The following is a 20,513-nucleotide window of genomic DNA, read 5'->3' on the forward strand; positions in this document are numbered from 1 at the left end:
CGCGCCAGCCGCCGTATCAGTCGAAGATTTTACCCGGGTTGATGATGCCGTTAGGATCAAAAACCTGCTTGATGCCTCTCAGATAGGCAATTTCAGTTTCGCTGCGGGTGTATTGGAGGTAGGCTTTTTTGGTCATGCCCACGCCGTGTTCGGCGGACACGCTGCCCTGATATCTTTCGACAATTTCAAACACCCACTTATTCACCTGCTGGCACTTTTCAAAGAAGTCTTCTTTCGCCATGCCCTCAGGCTTGAGGATGTTCAGGTGCAGGTTGCCGTCGCCGATGTGACCAAACCAGATAATTTCGAAATCCGGATAATGGTCGCTGACCACTTGATTGATTTCTTCCAGAAAGTCCGGCACCCGGGATACGACGACAGAAATGTCGTTTTTGTAGGGGGTGCGCGGGGCGATGGATTCGGAGATGCGCTCGCGCAGCAGCCACAGGTTCTGTGCCTGGGTTTCGCTTTGGCTGATCACGCCGTCGAGCACCCAACCGTTTTCCATGCACTGCTCGAACAGTTCCATGGCTTGTTCCATCACCTGGTCAGACACCGCTTCAAATTCCAACAGCGCGTAGTAAGGTGCTTCGGTGTCAAACGGCGCTTTTACCTGGCCATGAGCCAGCACGTGATTCATCGCCTGGTGGGAGAAAAACTCGTAAGCAGTTAAGTCCAGCTTACTGCGGAAGGTGTTCAGCACGGCCATGATGCTGCCCAGGTCGTTCAGGCCCAGTACTAACACGGTAAGATTGTCGGGCTGGCGTGACAGCTTCATGGTGGCTTCGGTAATAAAACCCAGGGTGCCTTCAGCGCCGATGAACAAGTGGCGCAGGTCGTAGCCGGTGTTGTTCTTTTCCAGGTCTTTGTTCAGATCCAGAACATCGCCTTTACCGGTGACGACTTTCAGGCCGGCAACCCAGTCGCGGCTCATGCCATAGCGGATAACTTTGATGCCACCGGCGTTGGTGGACAGGTTGCCGCCCAGCTGGCTGGAGCCGGCGGACGCAAAGTCCACCGGGTAGTAAAGGCCGTTTTCTTCGGCAAAATTCTGCAGCTGTTCAGTAATAACACCGGCCTGGCAACGCACGGTGCGGTCACTGGCGTTGAAGTCCAGAATCTGGTTCATGTTGTCAAACGCCACCACCACTTCACCGTTGGCGGCTACGGCGCCGGCGCTCAAGCCAGTTCGGCCGCCAGAAGGCACCAACGCAACTTTGTTTTGGTTGGCGAACTGAACCAGCGCCTGCACGTGTTCGATGGTTTTCGGCAGCACAATAGCGACCGGGTTTGGAGTGTATATCCGGGTCCAGTCGGTGCCGTAAGTGGCAAGATCAGACGGATCTGTCAGCACTTTGCCTGGGGCGTCGCCCTTGGCCATCAGTTGCTTCAGGGCGGCTATGATCTGTTCAGGTGTCATCAGGCTGGGCTCTCGCGCAAGTGTGTCTCGAAATGGGGCAGCACGGTCAAAACAAGACCGGCTGGCAACGCCAGGTCCGTATAAAAACGGGGATGTCCGGCACGCTGCCAATGCCAATGCCAAGGATTATGTTATCATACCGGCCCTGTTCTGTGAGCCAGCCCATGCGATGTAAAGCTGAGATGACTGGCCACGGGTGGTTAAACGCGACAAAAAGTTGGAAAGTAAGCCCATGTCCAATACGTCTCTGCAAAAAAGCAAAATCCGAATTCTGTTGCTGGAAGGCGTGCACCAGTCTGCACTCGATTCTCTGCACGCCGCCGGTTACACCAACATTGAGTCCCTGTCGCACTCGCTGGCTGAAGGCGAGCTGATCGAGAAAATTGCCGACGCCCATTTTGTCGGCCTGCGGTCGCGCACGCAGCTGACAGAGGCCGTATTCGAAGCAGCCAAGAAATTGGTGGCGGTGGGTTGCTTCTGTATTGGCACCAACCAAGTAGACCTGCAGGCGGCTACGCGCCGCGGCGTGGCGGTGTTTAATGCGCCCTTCTCCAACACCCGCTCGGTAGCCGAACTGGTGTTGGCGCAAGCCATTTTGTTGCTGCGCGGCGTGCCGGAAAAGAATGCCAAGGCCCACCGTGGCGAGTGGCTGAAGTCGGCCAAAGACAGCTATGAAATCCGCGGCAAGAAGCTGGGCATTATTGGCTATGGCAACATTGGCACCCAGTTCAGTGTGCTGGCCGAAGGCTTGGGCATGGACGTGTACTTCTACGATGTGGTGTCCAAACTCTCCATCGGCAATGCCACGCAAGTGGGTTCCCTGCAAGAACTGCTGAACCTGTGTGATGTGGTGAGCCTGCACGTACCGGAAACCGCAGCCACCAAATACATGTTTAAAGCCGAGCAGCTGGCACAAATGAAGCCTGGCTCTATTTTGATGAACGCCTCACGTGGCACGGTGGTCGATATTGACGCCTTGGCTGACTCCCTGCGCAGCAGCAAGTTGCTGGGCGCTGCCGTTGACGTGTTTCCGGTTGAGCCGAAATCTAACAAGGAAGAATTCGAGTCGCCGTTGCGTGAGTTTGACAACGTAATCCTGACCCCACACGTGGGTGGCTCTACCATAGAAGCCCAGGAAAATATCGGCCGTGAAGTCGCTGAAAAGCTGTCCATGTACAGCGACAACGGTACATCTGTATCGTCAGTGAACTTCCCCGAAGTGGCCCTGCCCTCGCACCCGAACCAGCATCGGCTGTTGCACATTCACGAAAACGTACCGGGCGTGATGTCAGAGATCAACCAAGTCTTTTCCGCTAACGGTATCAACGTCTGCGGTCAGTACCTGCAAACCAAGGAAGACATCGGCTACGTGGTGATCGACGTCGACAAAGCCTACGGTGAACTGGCGCTGGAAAAGCTGCTGGAAGTGAAAGGCACCATTCGCTGCCGTGTATTGTTTTAAGCTCGCAAGGCTGAATAGGAAAAACCGGGGCTCAGGCCTCGGTTTTTTTGCTCTTAGGGGACAGATTTGAAATCTGTCCCCTATCTTTTTGAGCAGTCCTCTCACTCAGCAAGCCTCTGGTTCCACCATAATCTGACGATGATAGCGTGCGGAAGTGTTAACGCGGCCAGCCGCCCAGAACATGACTCTGACTGCGTCAACCAGCAAACTCGTGGAGGGCCCGATAAGTACGATCACCCCCCAGGCGACACACGCCATTGCGATCGCCCCCAGCGTTGCAGGCAAGATTTTACGGACCGGAAACGCCTGGAATAAGCTTTTTTGATTCGACAACAAACGGTGTTCTGCAATCGAAAGGAAATGACGTACGCTGTGAATCGCACAAAAATAGAAGGCGAATCCCAGAAGCGGTGGCAATGCGATCAAGGCCACACCCACCAGGCATAACTCGACCAACACTCTTGGGTCTGGTCGGTTGAGGCGCCCGAACAACAGGCATCCGAAACCCAAAAGCCAAACCACCGCCAAACAAGGCCCAAGCCATACCACGATGTCCAAAACCACCTGTGGTTCAATCTTAATCAGCCAGGCAAACAACTCGCTTGTTTGCTGCGGATGCCCGAGCATCGGACCCAGAATGGGCATGCTGCCACTTAGCCAACGCAACAAAGGGTTTTTCGTCGAGCTCAGGAACGCTTCGTCGGTATAGCCAAAATGCCAGATCGACAACCCCAGAAACACCAGCAGCGCCACCACCGGCAGCACCCAGATTAGCGCAACAAAAGCCAACGAGGCCATCAGGTAGGCGCACAGAACAACGAACACACCAATAGGCAGCAACACAATCCAGAACTGTTGCTCAATCGACAGGGCCGGCAGCATAACGCCGACGATCAGCGCGAGGCTGGCAATAGTCAATATCACGCACTGTGACGGCGCCCGCCGGAACTCCGATAAAGCACATTGTCAGTGTTAGCGGTGTCGTTTATCACCATACCAATGCAGATCGCACAAAGGGCCCTGGCGGTAGTGCGCTGGCCACTGCCAGAGCATCACGCCAGCGTGGCTGGTCGTTCATAAACCGGCTCATTTGTGCGGCACTCGTGGCAGCAAACAGCCCCACGAACCATTGCGGTGCTTTGTCCGGGTGCCGCTTCAACGCCCGCAGAAACACGCTGTCCATCCAGTCCAGCCAGCCAGCCCGCACCGCTGGGCCCTGAAGCATCCAGCCGCCACTGGCGTGAGCCGCAAGAATCTGCCGGGCAAGCGCCGCGCTGCCTCTTTGGCAACTCACAAAATGATAACCCGTGGCGGCCCTCATCCAGCCTGCACCGACGCCTGCTCTGATCACCCGACCAGAGTTCTGAACATTCGGCATGCGTAACATAGGCAGGCTACCAGACTCCTCTCTTGTGACCTCGTAATACCCCAGCTCCTGCCGCTGCAGCCACGAATCAAGGTCTGAGCGATAGTCCGGCGCAGGCTCCTTCTCCGGTTGCAAGGCGGTCCATTCAATCAGAAAGTGATCCTCGTCGAGAGGCAACAGGTACAAAAAACACGGGTGCGGGTAGCCGGGCTGAAAATCCATCAGTGTGGCCGTAGAGGTATCAAAACCGTGCTTGGGACAGGTAATCTCAAGGCCTGAGAAAACCTGCCAAAACCCAACGCCGGATATCAGCTGACCCTTGTCGGGAGGGCGCGTGTCTATGACTGCCTTTGCCTGCCAACGGCGTTGATCCGCCGACACCAGAGCGCCATCATCGGTGTGTTCAACACCGCTAACGGTCACACCAAGGTGCAAATCAAAGGCCGGAATATCGTCTATTTTGGCCAATGCATGCCGATACAGAACATCTGCCGGCAGCATTGCGTAAGCAGCGTCCCTGTCAGACTGACACGCTGTTTGATTACCTTGGCTGACCTGCCAGCGAAACCAGCGATGAGTGATAAGATCGCGAAAAGGATGTGGCTCAAGGTCCCAGAAACACCATGTTCGATCGTTACTGTAGGATGTTCGTAGGTCTAGAAAACAGACTCTGGGTAATGTTGCCTGCCTATCTTCTGCCAACTGCAGGAGCCAGCAGGCCAGGCTGAGCCCGGCTCCGATAATGACAAGGTCATATGGTCATACTCAGCGTTTGGCGCAATTTAAGACTGGTTATCAGGCCTTGATGCAATGCGTGATCGTGACGAATATACTGACGATTGATTGCGCCTGCCCGAGCGCAAACTCGGACAGGCTTTTCAGACGCTTTCACTAGCCAATGACAGCGTTCAGGAAACGTTCAATGTCGTCCGCGCATCTCTAACCGCAGCCGAAAGTTCCCGCGTAAGTGACAAAACATCATCGCGGCCCTGCGCTTCGGTATCTGCATTGGCTATGCACTCCACCAGGGCCGAACCCACCACTACGGCATCCGCAAAACGCGCAATACGCTCAGCTTGGGGTGCGGTACGAATACCGAAGCCCACGGCCACCGGCAAGTTTGTATGCTCTCGAATCCGCGCCAGTTCTTTTTCCACTTTTTCAGCGGTAGGTGCCGCAGAGCCAGTAACACCGGTGCTGGAAACGTAGTACAAAAAACCGGAGGTATTTACCAGCACACCGGGCAGCCGGGCGGCATCGGTGGTGGGCGTTGCCAGGCGAATAAAGTGAATACCGGCTTCGCGGGCCGGCACGCACAGTTCGTTGTCATGCTCTGGCGGCAAATCCACCACGATCATGCCGTCTACACCGGATGCTGCGGCATCGTGCAGAAAACGCTCTACGCCGTAGCAGTAAATTGGGTTGTAATAGCCCATCAGTACAATCGGTGTGTCCTGATTATGCTCGCGGAATTCACGCACCATCTGCAGGGTTTTGATGGTGTTGTGACCACCGGCCAAAGCCCGCTGGCTAGCAAGCTGAATGGGCGCACCATCGGCCATAGGGTCGGTGAACGGCATTCCCAGTTCGATGATATCGGCACCGGCTTCAGGCAACCCTTTTAAAATCTCCGCGCTGTGCTGATAGTCCGGATAGCCTGCGGTTACAAACGTAACCAGGGCAGCACGGTCTTGCTGGCGCAAGGCTTCAAAACAACGATCAATACGACTTGCGCTCATATCAGGCTTCCCCTTTAACGTCTTTACCAGCGTCTTTCTCAGCGTTTTCCGCACTGGCGTCCATGGCGGCAAGGACGGTAGACATGTCTTTATCACCGCGGCCGCTCAAGTTGATAACAATCAAATGATCCTGCGGCAATGTCGGAGCCACTTTCATCACGTAGGCAATAGCATGGGCTGTTTCCAGCGCCGGAATAATACCTTCAATGCGGCACAGAGTGTGGAAGGCTTCCAGAGCTTCGTCATCGGTAATGGCGGCGTAGCTGACCCGGCCAATATCATTTAACCAGGCGTGCTCTGGGCCAATGCCCGGGTAATCCAGACCCGCCGAAATCGAATGGGCATCCTGAATCTGCCCGTCAGCGGATTGCAGCAGGAAGGTACGGTTGCCGTGCAATACGCCAGGGGTGCCGCCTTTCAGGCTGGCCGCGTGGCGCTTGTCCAGGCCTTCACCGGCAGCTTCAACACCCACCATAGCGACGCTCTCATCATCCAGAAACGGATGGAACAGGCCCATGGCGTTTGAGCCGCCACCCACACAGGCTACCAGCGTGTCGGGCAGGCGCCCTTCGCGCTCGAGAATCTGCTCGCGGGTTTCTTCACCAATAATCGATTGGAAATCACGCACCATGGCCGGATAGGGATGCGGGCCTGCTACTGTGCCGATGATATAAAAAGTATCAGCCACGTTGGTAACCCAGTCACGCAGGGCTTCATTCATAGCGTCTTTCAGAGTGCCTGCACCGCTGGTGACCGGGATTACTTTGGCGCCCAACAAACGCATGCGCTGCACGTTGGGCTGCTGACGGTGAATGTCGACGCTGCCCATGTACACCATGCACTCCATACCAAAGCGCGCCGCTACGGTGGCAGTTGCCACACCGTGCATGCCCGCCCCGGTTTCGGCGATGATGCGGATTTTACCCATGCGTTTAGCCAGCAAAATCTGGCCCAGGCAATTGTTAATCTTGTGAGCGCCGGTGTGCAGAAGATCTTCACGCTTCAGGTACACCTTGGCCCCGCCGAGCTGTTCGGTTAACCGTTCAGCCAGATACAGCGGGCTCTTGCGGCCGACAAAGTCACGGCGCAGCGCGTCCATCTCATCAATAAAGTCTTTTGAGTTGCGTGCAGTTGCGTATTCTTTTTGCAGCTCAAGAATGAGCGGCATCAGGGTCTCGGCCACAAAACGGCCACCAAAATGACCAAAAAAGCCGTTGGTATCCGGGCCCTGTCGTAGCGTGGTTGCTGTGCTCATGCAATTGACTCCATTGCGCTGATTCGATTTCTGTTCGATTTCTGTTCGATTTCTAATTGATATCCAGTGTAAAGCAGGACAACACAGGGGGAAATCGATAAAATCGCACCCACCTGTGAGAAAAAGTAACCGATTTATGGAACATGCCAACCTACCTTTACCGTCGCTGAATGCGCTGCGCGCCTTTAATGCCGCGGCACGCCTGCTAAGCATGAGCCGTGCCGCTGAAGCGCTTAACGTGACTCACGGTGCCATCAGCCGGCAAATTGGCCAGCTTGAACAACAACTCGGCATAGCGTTATTCGAGCGCCAGGGCCGCGGCATTGCTTTGACCGCTGCAGGCCATCAGCTGTTCGCCACCACGGATTCGGTTTTCTCACAGCTGGAACAGGTTTGCGAGCGCCTGCGGCGAGAGGCCCGTGATGCGCCCCTGGTGTTGAGCTGCTCGGGTAGCTTTCTGGCGCGCTGGTTTATTCCGCGCCTGGGCCGGTTACGCCAGGACTGCCCCGGCCTGGACATTCACCTGACCACCACCGACGAAGAGCTGCACCTGCCCGCGGGGGTAGACGCTGCTCTGGGCTTTACCTCGGCGCCGGCGCCCTCAGGCCAGAACCTGATTGTTCTGGGCCCTGAACGAATCGGACCGGTGATGGCCCCCGGGCTGGCCCCTGCCAACCCAGATATGCCGGCGAGTGCCCTGCTGGAGTTGCCGCTACTGGAAACCCTGTCACGGCCGCAAGCCTGGCCACAATGGTGTAAGCATCAGCAATTAGATACGCAGAGTTTGCCGATACGGCAATCATTTGAACATTTAAATTACATGCTAGAGGCAGCATTGGTAGGGCTGGGCGTGGCAATAGCGCCGCAATATCTGGTGGAAGAAGACCTTCGCAGCGGGCGACTGCTGGCGCCCTGGGGTTTTATAGAAACCCGCGACACCCTGTGCCTGCGGCTTCCTGGTGATACGGTGTCGCCGCGGGCCCAGCGCCTGGCCGATTGGCTGGCCAAGGCGCTGGCACGGTGACTCTAATCCGGGATTTGAACCTAACTCTGTCGCGTTAGCACACGGACTCCGCTTTAACGCATAGGTACTAGCGTTAATTCAACGCGACGGTTCTGTTCACGGCCGGATTCGGTGTCGTTAGACGCCACCGGGGAACGCTCTCCGTAACCCACCGCGCGGGTACGCTTGGACTCAATGCCCTGATTTAGCAGAAAGTCACGAACAGAAGATGCGCGGCGCTCACTCAACAACTGGTTATAGCTATCGGCGCCTTGGCTGTCGGTGTGCCCTTCTATTTGAACAATAGTTTGGTCAAATTCTTTCAGTACTAAGGCAACAGACTCCAGAGTTCCGGCAAACTGCGAGCGGATACTGGTTTGGTTGAGGTCAAAAGTAATGTTGCCAGGCATCACCAGCGAGATCTGGTCGCCATTACGCACCACGCGCACGCCCGTACCTTCAAGCTGCTGGCGCAGTTGCACTTCCTGACGATCCATATACACACCTATCCCGCCACCTAGAGCACCGCCAGCTGCCGCGCCAATCAGCGCACCTTTGCCGCGGTCACTTTTACTGGATGTCGCCGCACCGATTACCGCGCCGCCAAGTGCGCCAATCACGCTACCCTTAGTGGCGTTCGATGTTTTCTGTTCGCCGGTGTATGGGTCGTATGTCATACAGCCGCCAAGCGTCAGGCTGGCCAGTGTTACCGCAAGTATGGTTTTTTTCACAGCGCTTTCCTTATTTCCGTGGATCTGCGACAGCGTGTTCACACGTCTGTCGTGAATGTATCGATAATCGTGTTAAACACCGTTGCCTGCAAATCGTGGGCCTCGTTGACCAAATGGTGCCGGCCCCGTGGCAACTTGACTTCATGAACCCGGGCAAACTTGTTACGAATAATTCGCAAATTGTGGGGCCAATCTACGGTCAGGTCTTTTTCACCCTGGACTACGGTTATATCGAACTCAACCGGGCGCGCCGACTCAATGTGGGGCACCCATTGGCGCAATGCCGAAACCCAGTCAACATGAACAGCGCGGGCCTGCAGCGGGTCGACCTTACGAAGAAATTTCAAAAACTCCGAGTTGCCACTGTTGGCACTGAATGCCCGCCGCCAACGGCTGACAAAGGGCCTAAGCACCGTGTGCAACACACGGGCCTTAACCCAACCCGCAGGGCGTATCAGTGGCGCTAGTAAAACCACTTTGCGAAACTCTGATGTGGCCCGGGTATGATGATTCGACAGCAGATAGTCAATCAGTATGGCGCCGCCCGTGCTCTGCCCCACCGCATACCAGGGCCCGCGAATTTTCTGTCGCACCTTTGCCGTCACATCGCTGAGCACCTGCTGGTACTCCAAAAAGCTGCCTATGGCCGCCGGCGTGCCACTGGAAAGCCCGTGGCCCGGCTGGTCATACGCCAGCACATCAAAGCCTTCCCCCAAGCAGCGGTCTATCAGCTGGGTGTAAAGCCCAACGTGATCGAAATAACCGTGCATTACAAAAACTGTTCCGCGGCAATGTGTTACGGCTGTGCTGCGGTAATAATGCACCATGACCTGATGCTTGCCGGAGTTCACGTAGCCTTGGTGGTATTCCACCTGCGCATGCTCTACCCAAAGGTCCAACCCATAAAAATGACAGTAAGCCATCATTTCATGGCTCAGCTCTCGCTCATTTTCTGGTTCGAACGCTTTCAGCCTGTCCAGCAACGAGTTGCGGTCCCAATCCGGTATTTTTATAGTATCTGTTTTCCAGTACACGAGAGGCTAAACACCTGTGGTGAGTAAGAAAAATTCGTTGAGGGCGTCATGTTCTGCGCCTTTGAGCTCACGAAACCCTACTGGTCGGGGAGCCAGTCGTCCAGCGTAAGCTGGCCATTGCACAGCGCCTCTTTACGGTTTTTGGGCCAGCGTTTGATTTTCCACTCTAACTGCATGGCTTGAGCGCGGCCACCCACACAGCTCTGGAACGCCAGAACCAGCGGGCCCTTGCCGCGAAGGCTGTGAGCACCTTTGACGCTGCCCTGATGTTCTGAAAAACGCCGTTCCACATCCGTAGACACCCCGGTGTATAAGGCGCCGGCGGCGGTTCGCACCAAGTAAACCGACCACTCAGCCGCCACCGCTCACGACTCCTGCGGCGGCATCCTGTTTCTGCGCGGCTTTTTTCTGCTGCAACCACAAGCCGGCCATAATCAGTACTAGCCCTACATAAGTAGACGGCAAAATTCGCTCACCCAAAATAAACCAGATAAACACCAACGACAAAAACGGCGATATAAAAATAAGATTGCTAACTTTCGCTGTGTTTTCGGCTTTTTTCATGGCGTAGGACCAAAGCACGAACGCAATGCCCATTTCAAACACGCCAACATAACCGGCCGCCAGCAAGGAACCCGTCAGCGGAAAATGCAGACTGTCGGTGGCTACAGCCGCTGCAACAATCACTGGCAAACCAAATAGAAAATTCAGGAACAGGCCCACCACCGGGTCGCGGGTGTCGCGGGTGGCAATAATCCAATAGCTGGCCCATACCAACGTACTGCCAACAGCAAAGGCCACTCCCATCGGGTCCGAAAAGCTCAGGTCGGTTACCGCGCCACGGGTGGCAATCACGAATACGCCGGCGTAACACACCAGCCCGGCCGCGATGTCGCGCCCGCGCAGACGTTGGCCTAGAAAGGGAACAGACAGGTAAGCCAACACCAGCGCCCAGGTGTAATTGATGGGCTGGGCTTCCTGAGCCGGCAGGCGGTCAAAGGCGCCAAACAGCAGAAAATAGTACAGGCACGGGTTTATAAGGCCCATCATAAATGACTGCGCATACTGCCCGCGACGCAACTGGAACACCAAGCGCCAGCGGCCCTGAAGCACCAGAATTGTGCCCATCACCAGAATAGAGGCCACACAGGCAATTAACAGCAGCTGCAGCGGAGATAGATCCGCCAGTGCCAACTTGAACGCGGTGGCCACGGTGGACCACAGTAATACCGTGGCGAGGCCGTACATCATGGCCTGTTTTTGATTGGTCATAGTTTAAACTCTCACCGCGGCTTTGATGCCGGATTCTAGGCCACGCAGTATACCCATCCTTACCGGCCTTATACAGGTCGTTAATTTGCTAACAATATAACCTTGTGACAGCCTGAAGCCTGACTTTGTAAACTAACCGGTGGCTATCGCCATGAACAAACGGACTCAAAGCGTTCTCACCACCACAGTGCTCGTCAGCCTGTTCAGTGCTGCCAGCGCCATGGCTCGACAGACGCCGGCGATTAAGGAAATTACTGAAGGTTTCAGCGATCCGGCAGCGGCTGGCACACACGGCGTTTTACAGCGATGCGCAGTTACACAAGTTCGTCGATGCACAGCAACAGATAAACACGCTACGAGAAGAATACAAAGACCGCATTGACAGCGCAGAGTCTGAAGCCGATGCAACAGGCCTGCGCGATGAGGTGAATGCGCGCATGGCAGAGATTATTGAAAATCAGAATCTGGATATTGACACCTATAACGCCATGGCCATCGCCTACAACAGCGAACCGCGCGGTCGCAACCGAATTGACGCTTTGATGCCCTGGTGCCGTCGCCCACGTCCATTCCTCTATCGGAATCAGCCCGCCCGGTAGCACCGGATTGTCATTACCGCTGCCATCTTTACCGCTGTCGCCATCCCCTGCTCCGGCTTGTGCTTGGCCACTCACCCTCCAATACCTTAATAATTGTCAAAGACTTGATAACCCACAGCATAGCCCGAAAGCTCAACTGTGCGGTGCTATTCGGGAGCCAACCAGTCCATCTGTTGGCCCAGGCCCAGACGTGCGGCCGGCTCCAAATCGCTCATCATCGCCGACAGCCGTTCATCCAGACCCCAGGGTGGATTGATGACCAGCATCCCGGAACCGATCATGCCGCGCTCCGGTGGCGTATGCAGTCGCACTTCACTACGCAGGATTTTGCGAACCGGGCCGGCCCTGAGGCCGTCCAGCAAAGTCTGCTCAAGGCCAGAGGTCAAAATGGGATACCACACCAGAAACACCCCGTGGCGGCATTTGTGCCACGCACGACTGAGTGTTTCGGCTACGGCGGTATAGTCGGTTTTTACTTCGTAAGACGGGTCAATAAGCACCAACAAGCGCGGCTGACGGGGTGGAAGCACTTTCAGCAGCCCCGCCAGACCGTCCTGCTGGGTTACTCGCAATCGTTTGCCAGAAGCCCACTGGTTCAAACTGCTGGTTTCTGACGGGTGCAGTTCGAACACACCCAGGTTGTCCTGCGCGCGTAAAAAATGCCAAAACCATGCAGGCGACCCAGGATATTGGCGCAGGTTCGCGCCGGAGTTTAGTTGCTGTAAAAACGGCCGCAGCAGCTGCCAATCGGCTGCCGCCAGACGGTCCAGCTGGGGCCAGAGTTTGCGGATACCCGCATCAGCTTCGGCGGTTTTGCGGGCCCGCTCATCATCAAGATCGTAAAGCGCACTGCCTGCGTGGGTGTCAATACAGGCGATGCCCGACGCTTTTGCCTGCATCATATTCAGCGCCAGCACCAGCGCCGCGTGCTTGTGCACATCGGCGAAATTGCCTGCATGAAAGGCATGGAGATAACTCAGCATAAACGGGCTCCCGGTTAATGGGAGCCATTAAGCCCGACCACGGCTGGTGTGTGCAAGCGCATCACAGCTGAACAACGCCCACCATAGTCGCCCCAGTGTATCAGGGAGTATCAGCAACCGCTTTGCCAGTCAGTTATTGCTGGTTTACCGGCGCTCAATACTGCCCTTTGAACCAGCAGATTCTGATGATGGAGAGGCACTCTTTTTGATTTTTTGCCAAGCGGTAAAAATGCTGGCGGACGTTCCTGCAAGCCGGATAGCTGAGCTGCTCATGATCCCATTCTCCACAGTGTTTGATTGACGAGGGGGCATTAAACGCAGCGGTTGACCGCCTGATTGCGGACCCCACCGAAGCCAACCTGAATGCCGCTAAAGAAGCTTGGTACGCAGCACGCGTTCCTTACCAGCAAAGCGAAGTTTTCCGCTTTGGCAACACTCTGGTAGACGACTGGGAAGGCCAGGTAAATGCTTGGCCGCTGGACGAAGGCATGATCGACTACGTCAAATCCGACGGTTACCAGTACGAGCTGGGCAACGCTGGCGCAACCGCCAATATTATCGCCAGCACCAGTATTAACGTGGGTGGCGAACAGCTGGACGTAAGCACGCTGACGGCTGAATTGCTGGCCGACCTGAACGGCTTCGACGCAGGTAATGGCGAACGGCCAGTCAGCGACTACCAGCAAGGTAAAGAGTGCACCAATGGCAACTGCGATCGCCGTGGCCAATACCTGGACGCCGTGACCGACCTGTTGGTTGACGATCTGGAATGGATGACCGCGCAGTGGGCCGAGGGCGCCTTCGCCGGTGACATGGGCCTTACCTCGTCACTGAAAACCGCCACCGACTGCACGCCAAGCCAGAACTGCGGCGACTGGGCCAACGGCGGCGAACCGGAAGTGACGGACAAAATTGCCGATTTTGTGACCTTCTACTCTAAAAGCCTGGCGGTTCCTGCCCGCCGTGATATGGATAGCGCCACCGTTCAGCAAGGCGCCCGTCTGTTCAACGAAACCGGCTGTGCAGGCTGCCACACACCCACCCATGTGACCGGTGTTGACCCGCAACGCCCTGACCTGAGCAATCAGACCATCTGGCCTTACAGCGATCTGCTACTGCACGACATGGGGCCGGCGCTGGCAGACGGTCGCGACGAGTTTTTGGCCAACGGCAATGAATGGCATACGGCTCCTCTTTGGGACGTTGGCATGGCTCAGCAGGTAAACCCTTTAGCCGGGTTTTTACACGATGGCCGGGCCCGCACGCTTGAAGAAGCGATTCTTTGGCACAGTGGCGAAGCCCAGCCGGCCAGCGATCGTTATCGCCAGATGGCAGAACAACAGCGCCATGCGCTGGTTGAATTTCTGAACTCACTGTAAGGACGTTTTATGTTGCGATTGACCCACTATTTCCGCACCACCGCACTTGCCCTGTTGCTGCCAACGCTGGCACTGCCGGGCCTTGCCCTGGCTGCTTCGGCGGAATCCGGAACGGCTGTTGAACAGCAACTACACCCACGCCATCATGAGTTTAAGTCGCAGACATTTCCTGGCGGCCTTCGGTGGCGCCATGGGCGCAACCGAACTGAGCCTGACTGGTTGCTCGCTGTTGCCAGCAAAAGCCGACTCGCTGAAAAGCCGCGAGTACGTGGGCGCCAGCAAGCTTAACGATGGCAGCTACGCCGTCCAAAGCCTGAGCAGCGACGGCACACCACTTTGGCATACGGCCGTTGAAGCCCGCTGCCACGGCGGCTGTTTTCGCCCGCACACTGCCCAGGTGCTGATTTTCGAGCGCCGGCCCGGCTGGTGGTTTCACGTGTTTGACAGCCGCAGCGGCAAGCGCCTGGCACACATAAAGGCCAATGACGGCGAGCATTTTTACGGCCATGGCGTGTTCTCCCCCGATGGCCGTTATTTGTACACAACGGCCAGCCGCTATGAGCGCGGCGACGGTATTATTGCGGTGTACGACGCCGAGGCCCGCTATGCGCGTGTCGACACGCTCGACCTGAACGGAATAGGCCCACACGAACTGCACCTGCACCCGGATGGCCAAACCCTGGTTATCGCTCTGGGTGGCATAAAAACCCACCCGGATTACGATCGCATCAAAATGAACCTCGAGTCCATGGCACCCGCTCTGATGCTGGTGGATCGCACCAGCGGCGAGATTCGCGCGCGCTTCAGCCCCTCACACCATCAACTGAGTTGCCGCCACCTGGACGTGACCCCACAAGGCTATATCTATGCGGGCTATCAGTGAATGACCAGGCGCCGCCATTGATCGCCAGGTACCGCAATGGCCGCTTTGATGAAATCGGGTTTACCGACGATGTCCAACCGCGATTGGCAAACTACATTGCCAGCGTGTGCGCGCATCCCCAGAACGATCTGGTCGCGGTGACTGCGCCCCGAGGTGGCCGCACTCTGATATTTGAGGGCGCAACAGGGCGAATACTACGCAACGAAGCCATAACCGATGGCGCCGGCGTGGAAGCCCTGGCCGGCGGCGACTTTTTGATCACCACCGGCCAGGGCAAACTGATCCGCATGAGTATAGGCGCGCCAGCACAGGAACTGGCCACTCTACCTTTACACTGGGATAACCATCTGGTTTAGCCCATCCATGGCGACTGGTATGCTTGGTACTCACGTTTCACAGGGAGTGCTGGTGTGCCAACGTCCAAAACACCTTTAGACCGACTCTATGGGCTGATAGCCAACGAAGAAGACGCAAGGGTCTGCAAAGACATTCCCGATTCAGCCTGCCGCGAAGTACCGCGTAACTTTTTCCTGATTCTGGCGGCAAACGTTCTCACCAAACTCGGTGATCTGCTGATCAGTCCAAAAACGGTGCTGGCCTGGCTGATGAGTGCGGTTGGCGCCCCTGCCCTGGTGGCCTGGCTGGTACCCATTCGTGAATCCGGCTCTATGGTTCCACAAATGGTGATAGCCGCCTGGGTGCGACGTAAACCGGTGCGCAAATGGTTCTGGACACTGGGCAGTCTGGGCCAGGCCCTCAGTGTGGCCGCCATGGCCGCCAGCGTGTGGTTTCTGGACGGTTACAGCGCCGGCTATGGTCTGATTGCCGCGCTTATCCTGTTCTCGCTCTCCCGTGGTTTCTGCTCGGTGTCGATGAAAGATGTTCAGGGCAAGTGCATTCCAAAAACCCGTCGTGGCCGCTTGTCTGGCCTGGCCTCCACCCTCGGCGGCACTGCCACCGTTGCCCTCACCGCCCTGTTGTTCTGGGATCGGGGCGACCCAAGCATGGCTTTTTACAGCCTGCTTCTGTTGCTGGCTGCCGCTTTGTGGCTGCTTGCCGGCGCGCTGTTTGCCGGCGTTGACGAGTACCCCGGTGAAACCGGCGGTGGCGGCAACGCCATCCACGATGCCATTTCCAGCCTGTCGCTGCTGAAAACCGACAAGCCGTTCCGCCACTTTGTAATTACCCGCGCTCTGCTGCTGTGCTCTGCCCTGGCCGCACCGTATTTCGTGGTGTTGGCTCAACAGCAAACCGAATCCGGCTGGGCATTGGGGGTTTTCTTGTTGGCCAGCAGCCTGGCCAGTTCATTGAGCGCCAGTTTTTGGGGCTGGGCCGCCGATACGTCTAGTCGTAAAGTCATGATTCGCGGCGCGCTCATGGCCAGCATGGTGTGCCTGAGTGTTGCAGGTACCGCTCTGGTTATGGGGGAATCCATGGGCGGCGTGTGGTTCTATCCAGGCGCTTTTTTTGTGCTCAGCATCGCCCACGCCGGCGTAAGGCTTGGCCGGAAAACCTATCTGGTGGATATGGCGGGGGGCAACAAACGCACAGATTATACCGCGGTCAGCAATACCGTTATCGGTGTTTTACTGCTGGCAACCGGGGCCCTGACGGCGCTAATCTCAACCTTTTCGAACATTGCCGTTATTCTGGTGCTGGGATTTATGGGCCTGGCCGGTACGTTCAGTGCCATGAGACTGAGCGAAGTGACCGGCGACGATAATCACTGAGCGGCAAGCACCGGCTGCGTTGATGTTTAAAAAGCTTTGCTAGCCCTTTGGGTTTTTTTGAGGGTGGTAACCAATACGGAACCCACCCCAATGTTTGCCGTCGATGTAAATGGGCACTGACAGGTCGTGCATAATTTCACCGGTGTCGCGGCGATACGTTTGCAGCAGCATTTCCTGGGTATGGCTGCCGCAGCGAATGCCCGTGCGATCATTGAACAACCGCTTACTGCGGCTACGCGCCAAATCGGTGGCGGCATTGCCGGTAGAAGCGTGGGCGAACTCGCGGTTATGGGTAGGCACGTAGCCATCCGGCGCCGTGGTAATAGCGTAAACAATTTGCGCGTTGGCGCCCTTTATCGCCTCCTGAATAACAGGCAGGGCCTGATCAGTGAAGCGGTCAAACCCACAGGTGTATTTCGGCGGATTGGTATTAGCCACAGGCTGACGATTGCGATCGAACAGGGCCGCGGCGCTGAGCTTATTGTCACGGAGAGCTTGTGCGAAAACATCAGCAACTTGCGCTGCACCAACGCTGGCGTGTTGGAAAAACGGACGGTGGTAACTGGTCTCGCTGTTTAACGCAAACACCGCGTTCGTGGTTTCAGCAATTTCCATAAGGCGGGTGGCCTGCTGTGCCAGCGAAGCGACACTGACATCGCTCTCGGTGATGTCATCGCGCACCGTTTCGATCACCGTGAATATCTGCTGCAAATTGTGTTCGTTATCGCGATCAATACTCGCAATCTGCGAGACCTGTTGCTGGAGCTGGTCAGACTGCTCGCGAATACCGTCCAGCTGTGTTCCCACCGATTCCACCGACGCCACACCCTGCTCAATGCTGACCGTCAAGGCTTCTATTCCGGTCACAATCTGGGCAGTGTCTTCGCGAATTTCCCCCAAGGTGGCTGCAACATCGGCCGTGGCCTCTGCGGTGCGACGTGCCAGCTGCCTTACCTCGTCGGCAACCACGGCAAACCCACGCCCCTGATCGCCAGCCCGAGCCGCTTCAATGGCCGCGTTCAGAGCCAACAGATTGGTTTGCTCAGCAATGCCCTGAATCGTGCTAGTGACCCCCTGAATACGATGAGACTTTTCATTAAGGTGTTGAATACGTAACAAGTTCTCATCAGACTGACGATGTACATTACGGATACGCTCAATCACCTGCACCAGCGCCTGGCGGCCGTCTTGGCTCGCCGAACTGGCCTGCTGAGCAAGGGCCGCTGCATCATTGGCCTGCAAAGTCGATGCCTGAGTGGCGCCAGTAATCTCGCCGGCGAATTCGGCAAGCCTGGCGGTTTCCTTCACCTGGCGGTTTCCTTCACCTGGCGGTTTCCTTCACCTGGCGGTCCAGCCGCAGTTTCAGCTGATCGGCAGCATAAGACACTTCGGCGGCAGAAATGGCGTTGGTATTGGCACTATGGCGAAGATTTTCCAGCAGTGCGCGGCCTGCTTTCGCATCGCTGAGCAGCTGCGCGCACAAACTTGCAAGCGGATGACCCGGTGCTAACTGGCCCTGGCTGAGATGAATGAGACTGCGCTGTGCCGGCGCGAGAATCCGCCAGGCAATAAAAAAACCGGCCACCCCCAGACCAACCGCCAAACCGGTCAACACGGAAACCAGATCAATCGCGGTAACGGCCGCAACCAAAACGCCACCGGCCAGCGTAGCCAGCACCATTACCAGGCCCCACCCTTTCGTTGCCTTGTCTACAAACAACATCTGATTACCCCGTTTTTATCATTGTTCGTTGTCGGGCGCAGCGCGCAATCCGCAATCTGTCACCAAAACCGCCCACAGCTTACCGAAAAAGACACCGCCAGGCCTTGGGACTTTGGTAAAGAACGCTTGCGGTTCTTTACTTTACGACTGCAATGGGTATTTCTGAAGTGCGTGATCTGGCCGAATATGCAAAACAAAAAAAACCGGAGCAATGGCTCCGGTTTTTTGATCTGTGCCGATGCTTAGGGTAGCGTCGTCCATAGCATCTTCCACGGCGTCGCCCGCCTCTTCTGCGGCCTCACCGACTTTTTCACCAGCATCTCCCGCGGCGTCTTTGGTTTCTTCCCAAGCGCTATCGTTCTGCCCGGTAACGTCCTCATAGCTTTCCTCAATGGCATCGCCGGCATCATCCGCCATATTGCTGATGTTGTCGCCAGCCTTGTCCAAATCTACCATCTCGTCATCATCGGAACTGCAGCCCGCCAAGCCCAGGGTCATCACCAACGCCAATGCGCTAATTGTGAATTTTTTCATAAAAAAACCTCCATTGATCGTCATTGAAAACAGCGCCAAGATTACGCTGCGACCCAGCAAAAACACAATTACACAAGGGTTACCCTTTGGTTAATCGGGCAAGGTACTAGAACCACTCGGCTTTCATTGCCAGACAGGTGTCGTCCATGTTGCGCAGCAGAACCAGATCCTGAGCAACGGTGGGTAACTCCCAATGAAAAAAGTACTGTGCGGCCTGCATGGCCTCGAGCAACAACTGCAAGCCATGGCTTTGGTTCTGCCACACTTTGCGGCCCAGCAGATCCAGCGCCTGAATACCATTGGTGCCTTCGTGGATCGGGTTCAGCCGGTTATCACGCCAGCATTGCTCCACCGGATAGTCGCGGGTGTAACCTGCGCCGCCGTATACCTGAATCGCCAGATCGTTGGCCTTGGGGCCATATTCCGAAGGCCAGGCTGTGCATATAACCACGGTAGCCAATCACCGCCGCGCCACAGCCCACGCCAACCCGGGCCTCGTTCATCATCTGGAACATGTACTTCAATCCCTGATGGGGCTCGCCCACCAGGTAACCGTGGCATTCGGCGTCGTCACCAAAACTCAAGGCCGTCGAGGTGGTTCCACGGTAGCCCAGCTTGTGAATCAAGCCGGCCAAAGCCACACCGTTACGCTCACCCAACCCGCCGGTTTCGCTCAAACGGAGTTTAGGCACAATAAACAGTGAAATACCTTTCACACCAGCCGGCGCACCTTTTATTTTGGCCAGCACCCTATGTACGATATTTTCGGTGATGTTTTGCTCGCCACCGGAGATGTATATCTTCGCGCCCTTGATCAAATAATGACCAGCGTCGTCAGGCGTAGGCGTCGAAGGCCTGCTTTACCTGTGGCAGCATGGCCACCTTGCCATCCACAAACCGCGGCTCGGCCAACACCTCAACACCCAGTACTTCGTAAAGTTGGAACGACAGGTCGCGACGGTCAATCAGGGTATCGGTCATTACGCGGTCTCCGGCTTTAGGCCATTTTTATACGGCCGTTTTAAAACTGCTGCGCTCTTTATGCCACAGATAACCGCTGGATAGCCACTCTTTAACATGGCGCCAACATAAGCGCGGTTATGGCGCCAGGCCACAAGTTACTTGACCTTCAGACTGCGGTACGTATCATCCTTTTGATATTTTCTATACGGAGTAACCATAACGGAGAGGTCGCACAGCTGCTGGTTTATATCAGATCTACTTCGCCTGGCTGACATCGCCCGCTATCGCGGCAAGCTTCCTTATTTTCCAGACCCTCCACGGCGTTAAGCAGCTCATACTTGGCGGGTGACAGCTCGCTTGGTGATAGCTCACTTGTATTGGTTCGTTGGTAATAGATCGCTGGTAACATCTTTTTCTGTCCTACACCTACAATTGAG

Annotated in this window: 18 protein-coding genes and 2 pseudogenes; 7 read left to right on the forward strand and 13 right to left on the reverse strand. The window is 56.1% G+C overall.

The window, feature by feature from the left end:
• Positions 1-16 precede the first annotated feature (16 nt).
• Entirely contained in the window at positions 17-1,420 is a 1,404-nt protein-coding gene (locus A3OI_RS0100705) for an FAD-binding oxidoreductase (protein WP_018402442.1), read from the reverse strand.
• A gap of 232 nt (positions 1,421-1,652) precedes the next feature.
• Between A3OI_RS0100705 and serA the strand changes: the two genes are divergently transcribed.
• Positions 1,653-2,882, forward strand: coding sequence for a phosphoglycerate dehydrogenase (gene serA, locus A3OI_RS0100710; RefSeq protein ID WP_026223922.1), 1,230 nt, complete (start codon positions 1,653-1,655; stop codon positions 2,880-2,882).
• A gap of 105 nt (positions 2,883-2,987) precedes the next feature.
• Here the strand turns inward: serA and A3OI_RS18985 are convergent, their stop codons facing one another.
• The 4 genes from A3OI_RS18985 to trpB all read right to left on the reverse strand — a co-directional run bounded on the left by A3OI_RS18985 (position 2,988) and on the right by trpB (position 7,242).
• Complete coding sequence (locus A3OI_RS18985; RefSeq protein ID WP_228702851.1) at positions 2,988-3,806, reverse strand: Brp/Blh family beta-carotene 15,15'-dioxygenase; 819 nt, start codon at positions 3,804-3,806, stop codon at positions 2,988-2,990.
• Between the two features lie 64 nt (positions 3,807-3,870).
• The gene (locus A3OI_RS0100720) at positions 3,871-4,992 is read right to left on the reverse strand and encodes a lycopene cyclase family protein (protein ID WP_228702858.1); all 1,122 of its coding nucleotides are present in this window, start codon (positions 4,990-4,992) and stop codon (positions 3,871-3,873) included.
• 164 nt (positions 4,993-5,156) lie between these two features.
• Positions 5,157-5,987: a tryptophan synthase subunit alpha gene (trpA, locus tag A3OI_RS0100725; protein ID WP_018402445.1), complete on the reverse strand. Its 831-nt coding sequence runs from the start codon at positions 5,985-5,987 to the stop codon at positions 5,157-5,159.
• A gap of 1 nt (position 5,988) precedes the next feature.
• Complete coding sequence (gene trpB, locus A3OI_RS0100730; protein ID WP_018402446.1) at positions 5,989-7,242, reverse strand: tryptophan synthase subunit beta; 1,254 nt, start codon at positions 7,240-7,242, stop codon at positions 5,989-5,991.
• 136 nt (positions 7,243-7,378) lie between these two features.
• Here trpB and A3OI_RS0100735 point away from each other — a divergent pair, with 136 nt between their 5' ends.
• A complete protein-coding gene (locus A3OI_RS0100735; protein WP_018402447.1) occupies positions 7,379-8,266 on the forward strand; it encodes a LysR family transcriptional regulator in 888 nt (295 codons plus the stop codon).
• 53 nt (positions 8,267-8,319) lie between these two features.
• Here the strand turns inward: A3OI_RS0100735 and A3OI_RS0100740 are convergent, their stop codons facing one another.
• From A3OI_RS0100740 to A3OI_RS0100755, 4 genes are all read right to left on the reverse strand, one after another.
• Positions 8,320-8,976 (reverse strand): OmpA family protein, encoded by a 657-nt coding sequence (locus tag A3OI_RS0100740; protein WP_018402448.1) that lies wholly within the window; start codon positions 8,974-8,976, stop codon positions 8,320-8,322.
• A gap of 38 nt (positions 8,977-9,014) precedes the next feature.
• On the reverse strand, positions 9,015-10,010 hold the full coding sequence (locus tag A3OI_RS0100745) for an alpha/beta hydrolase (RefSeq protein ID WP_018402449.1): 996 nt from the start codon (positions 10,008-10,010) through the stop codon (positions 9,015-9,017).
• Positions 10,011-10,087: 77 nt separating this feature from the next.
• A complete protein-coding gene (locus A3OI_RS0100750; protein WP_018402450.1) occupies positions 10,088-10,372 on the reverse strand; it encodes a GIY-YIG nuclease family protein in 285 nt (94 codons plus the stop codon).
• Positions 10,362-11,282: a DMT family transporter gene (locus tag A3OI_RS0100755; protein WP_018402451.1), complete on the reverse strand. Its 921-nt coding sequence runs from the start codon at positions 11,280-11,282 to the stop codon at positions 10,362-10,364. Before A3OI_RS0100755 ends, A3OI_RS0100750 begins: the two co-directional genes overlap by 11 nt.
• 206 nt (positions 11,283-11,488) lie before the next feature.
• On the opposite strand from A3OI_RS0100755, the gene A3OI_RS18990 reads away from it, so the two are divergent.
• Positions 11,489-11,881, forward strand: a complete 393-nt coding sequence (locus A3OI_RS18990; RefSeq protein WP_228702852.1) for a DUF4168 domain-containing protein — start codon at positions 11,489-11,491, stop codon at positions 11,879-11,881.
• Positions 11,882-12,027: 146 nt separating this feature from the next.
• Here A3OI_RS18990 and A3OI_RS0100765 read toward each other — a convergent pair whose 3' ends face one another.
• Positions 12,028-12,864, reverse strand: a complete 837-nt coding sequence (locus A3OI_RS0100765; protein WP_018402452.1) for a 23S rRNA (adenine(2030)-N(6))-methyltransferase RlmJ — start codon at positions 12,862-12,864, stop codon at positions 12,028-12,030.
• Between the two features lie 293 nt (positions 12,865-13,157).
• Here A3OI_RS0100765 and A3OI_RS23540 point away from each other — a divergent pair, with 293 nt between their 5' ends.
• The 4 genes from A3OI_RS23540 (at position 13,158) to A3OI_RS0100780 (ending at position 16,856) form a co-directional block, all read left to right on the forward strand.
• Positions 13,158-14,243, forward strand: coding sequence for a di-heme oxidoredictase family protein (locus A3OI_RS23540; RefSeq protein WP_018402453.1), 1,086 nt, complete (start codon positions 13,158-13,160; stop codon positions 14,241-14,243).
• Positions 14,244-14,361: 118 nt separating this feature from the next.
• Positions 14,362-15,126, forward strand: coding sequence for a DUF1513 domain-containing protein (locus A3OI_RS24170; protein ID WP_267283261.1), 765 nt, complete (start codon positions 14,362-14,364; stop codon positions 15,124-15,126).
• On the forward strand, positions 15,123-15,482 hold the full coding sequence (locus tag A3OI_RS24175) for a DUF1513 domain-containing protein (RefSeq protein ID WP_267283262.1): 360 nt from the start codon (positions 15,123-15,125) through the stop codon (positions 15,480-15,482). The genes A3OI_RS24170 and A3OI_RS24175 overlap by 4 nt, the downstream gene beginning before the upstream one ends.
• 54 nt (positions 15,483-15,536) lie before the next feature.
• Positions 15,537-16,856, forward strand: coding sequence for an MFS transporter (locus A3OI_RS0100780; RefSeq protein WP_018402454.1), 1,320 nt, complete (start codon positions 15,537-15,539; stop codon positions 16,854-16,856).
• Between the two features lie 39 nt (positions 16,857-16,895).
• Here the strand turns inward: A3OI_RS0100780 and A3OI_RS19010 are convergent.
• From A3OI_RS19010 to A3OI_RS21375, 3 genes and pseudogenes are all read right to left on the reverse strand, one after another.
• Positions 16,896-18,579, reverse strand: a pseudogene (locus tag A3OI_RS19010) (methyl-accepting chemotaxis protein).
• Positions 18,580-18,720: 141 nt separating this feature from the next.
• The gene (locus A3OI_RS19015) at positions 18,721-19,113 is read right to left on the reverse strand and encodes a YgdI/YgdR family lipoprotein (RefSeq protein WP_228702855.1); all 393 of its coding nucleotides are present in this window, start codon (positions 19,111-19,113) and stop codon (positions 18,721-18,723) included.
• 106 nt (positions 19,114-19,219) lie between these two features.
• Positions 19,220-20,094 (reverse strand): annotated as a pseudogene (locus A3OI_RS21375) (acyl-CoA dehydrogenase family protein).
• Between the last annotated feature and the right edge of the window lie 419 nt (positions 20,095-20,513).

This window comes from Marinobacter gelidimuriae, from assembly GCF_000372805.1.
GTDB classification, from domain to species: domain Bacteria; phylum Pseudomonadota; class Gammaproteobacteria; order Pseudomonadales; family Oleiphilaceae; genus Marinobacter; species Marinobacter gelidimuriae.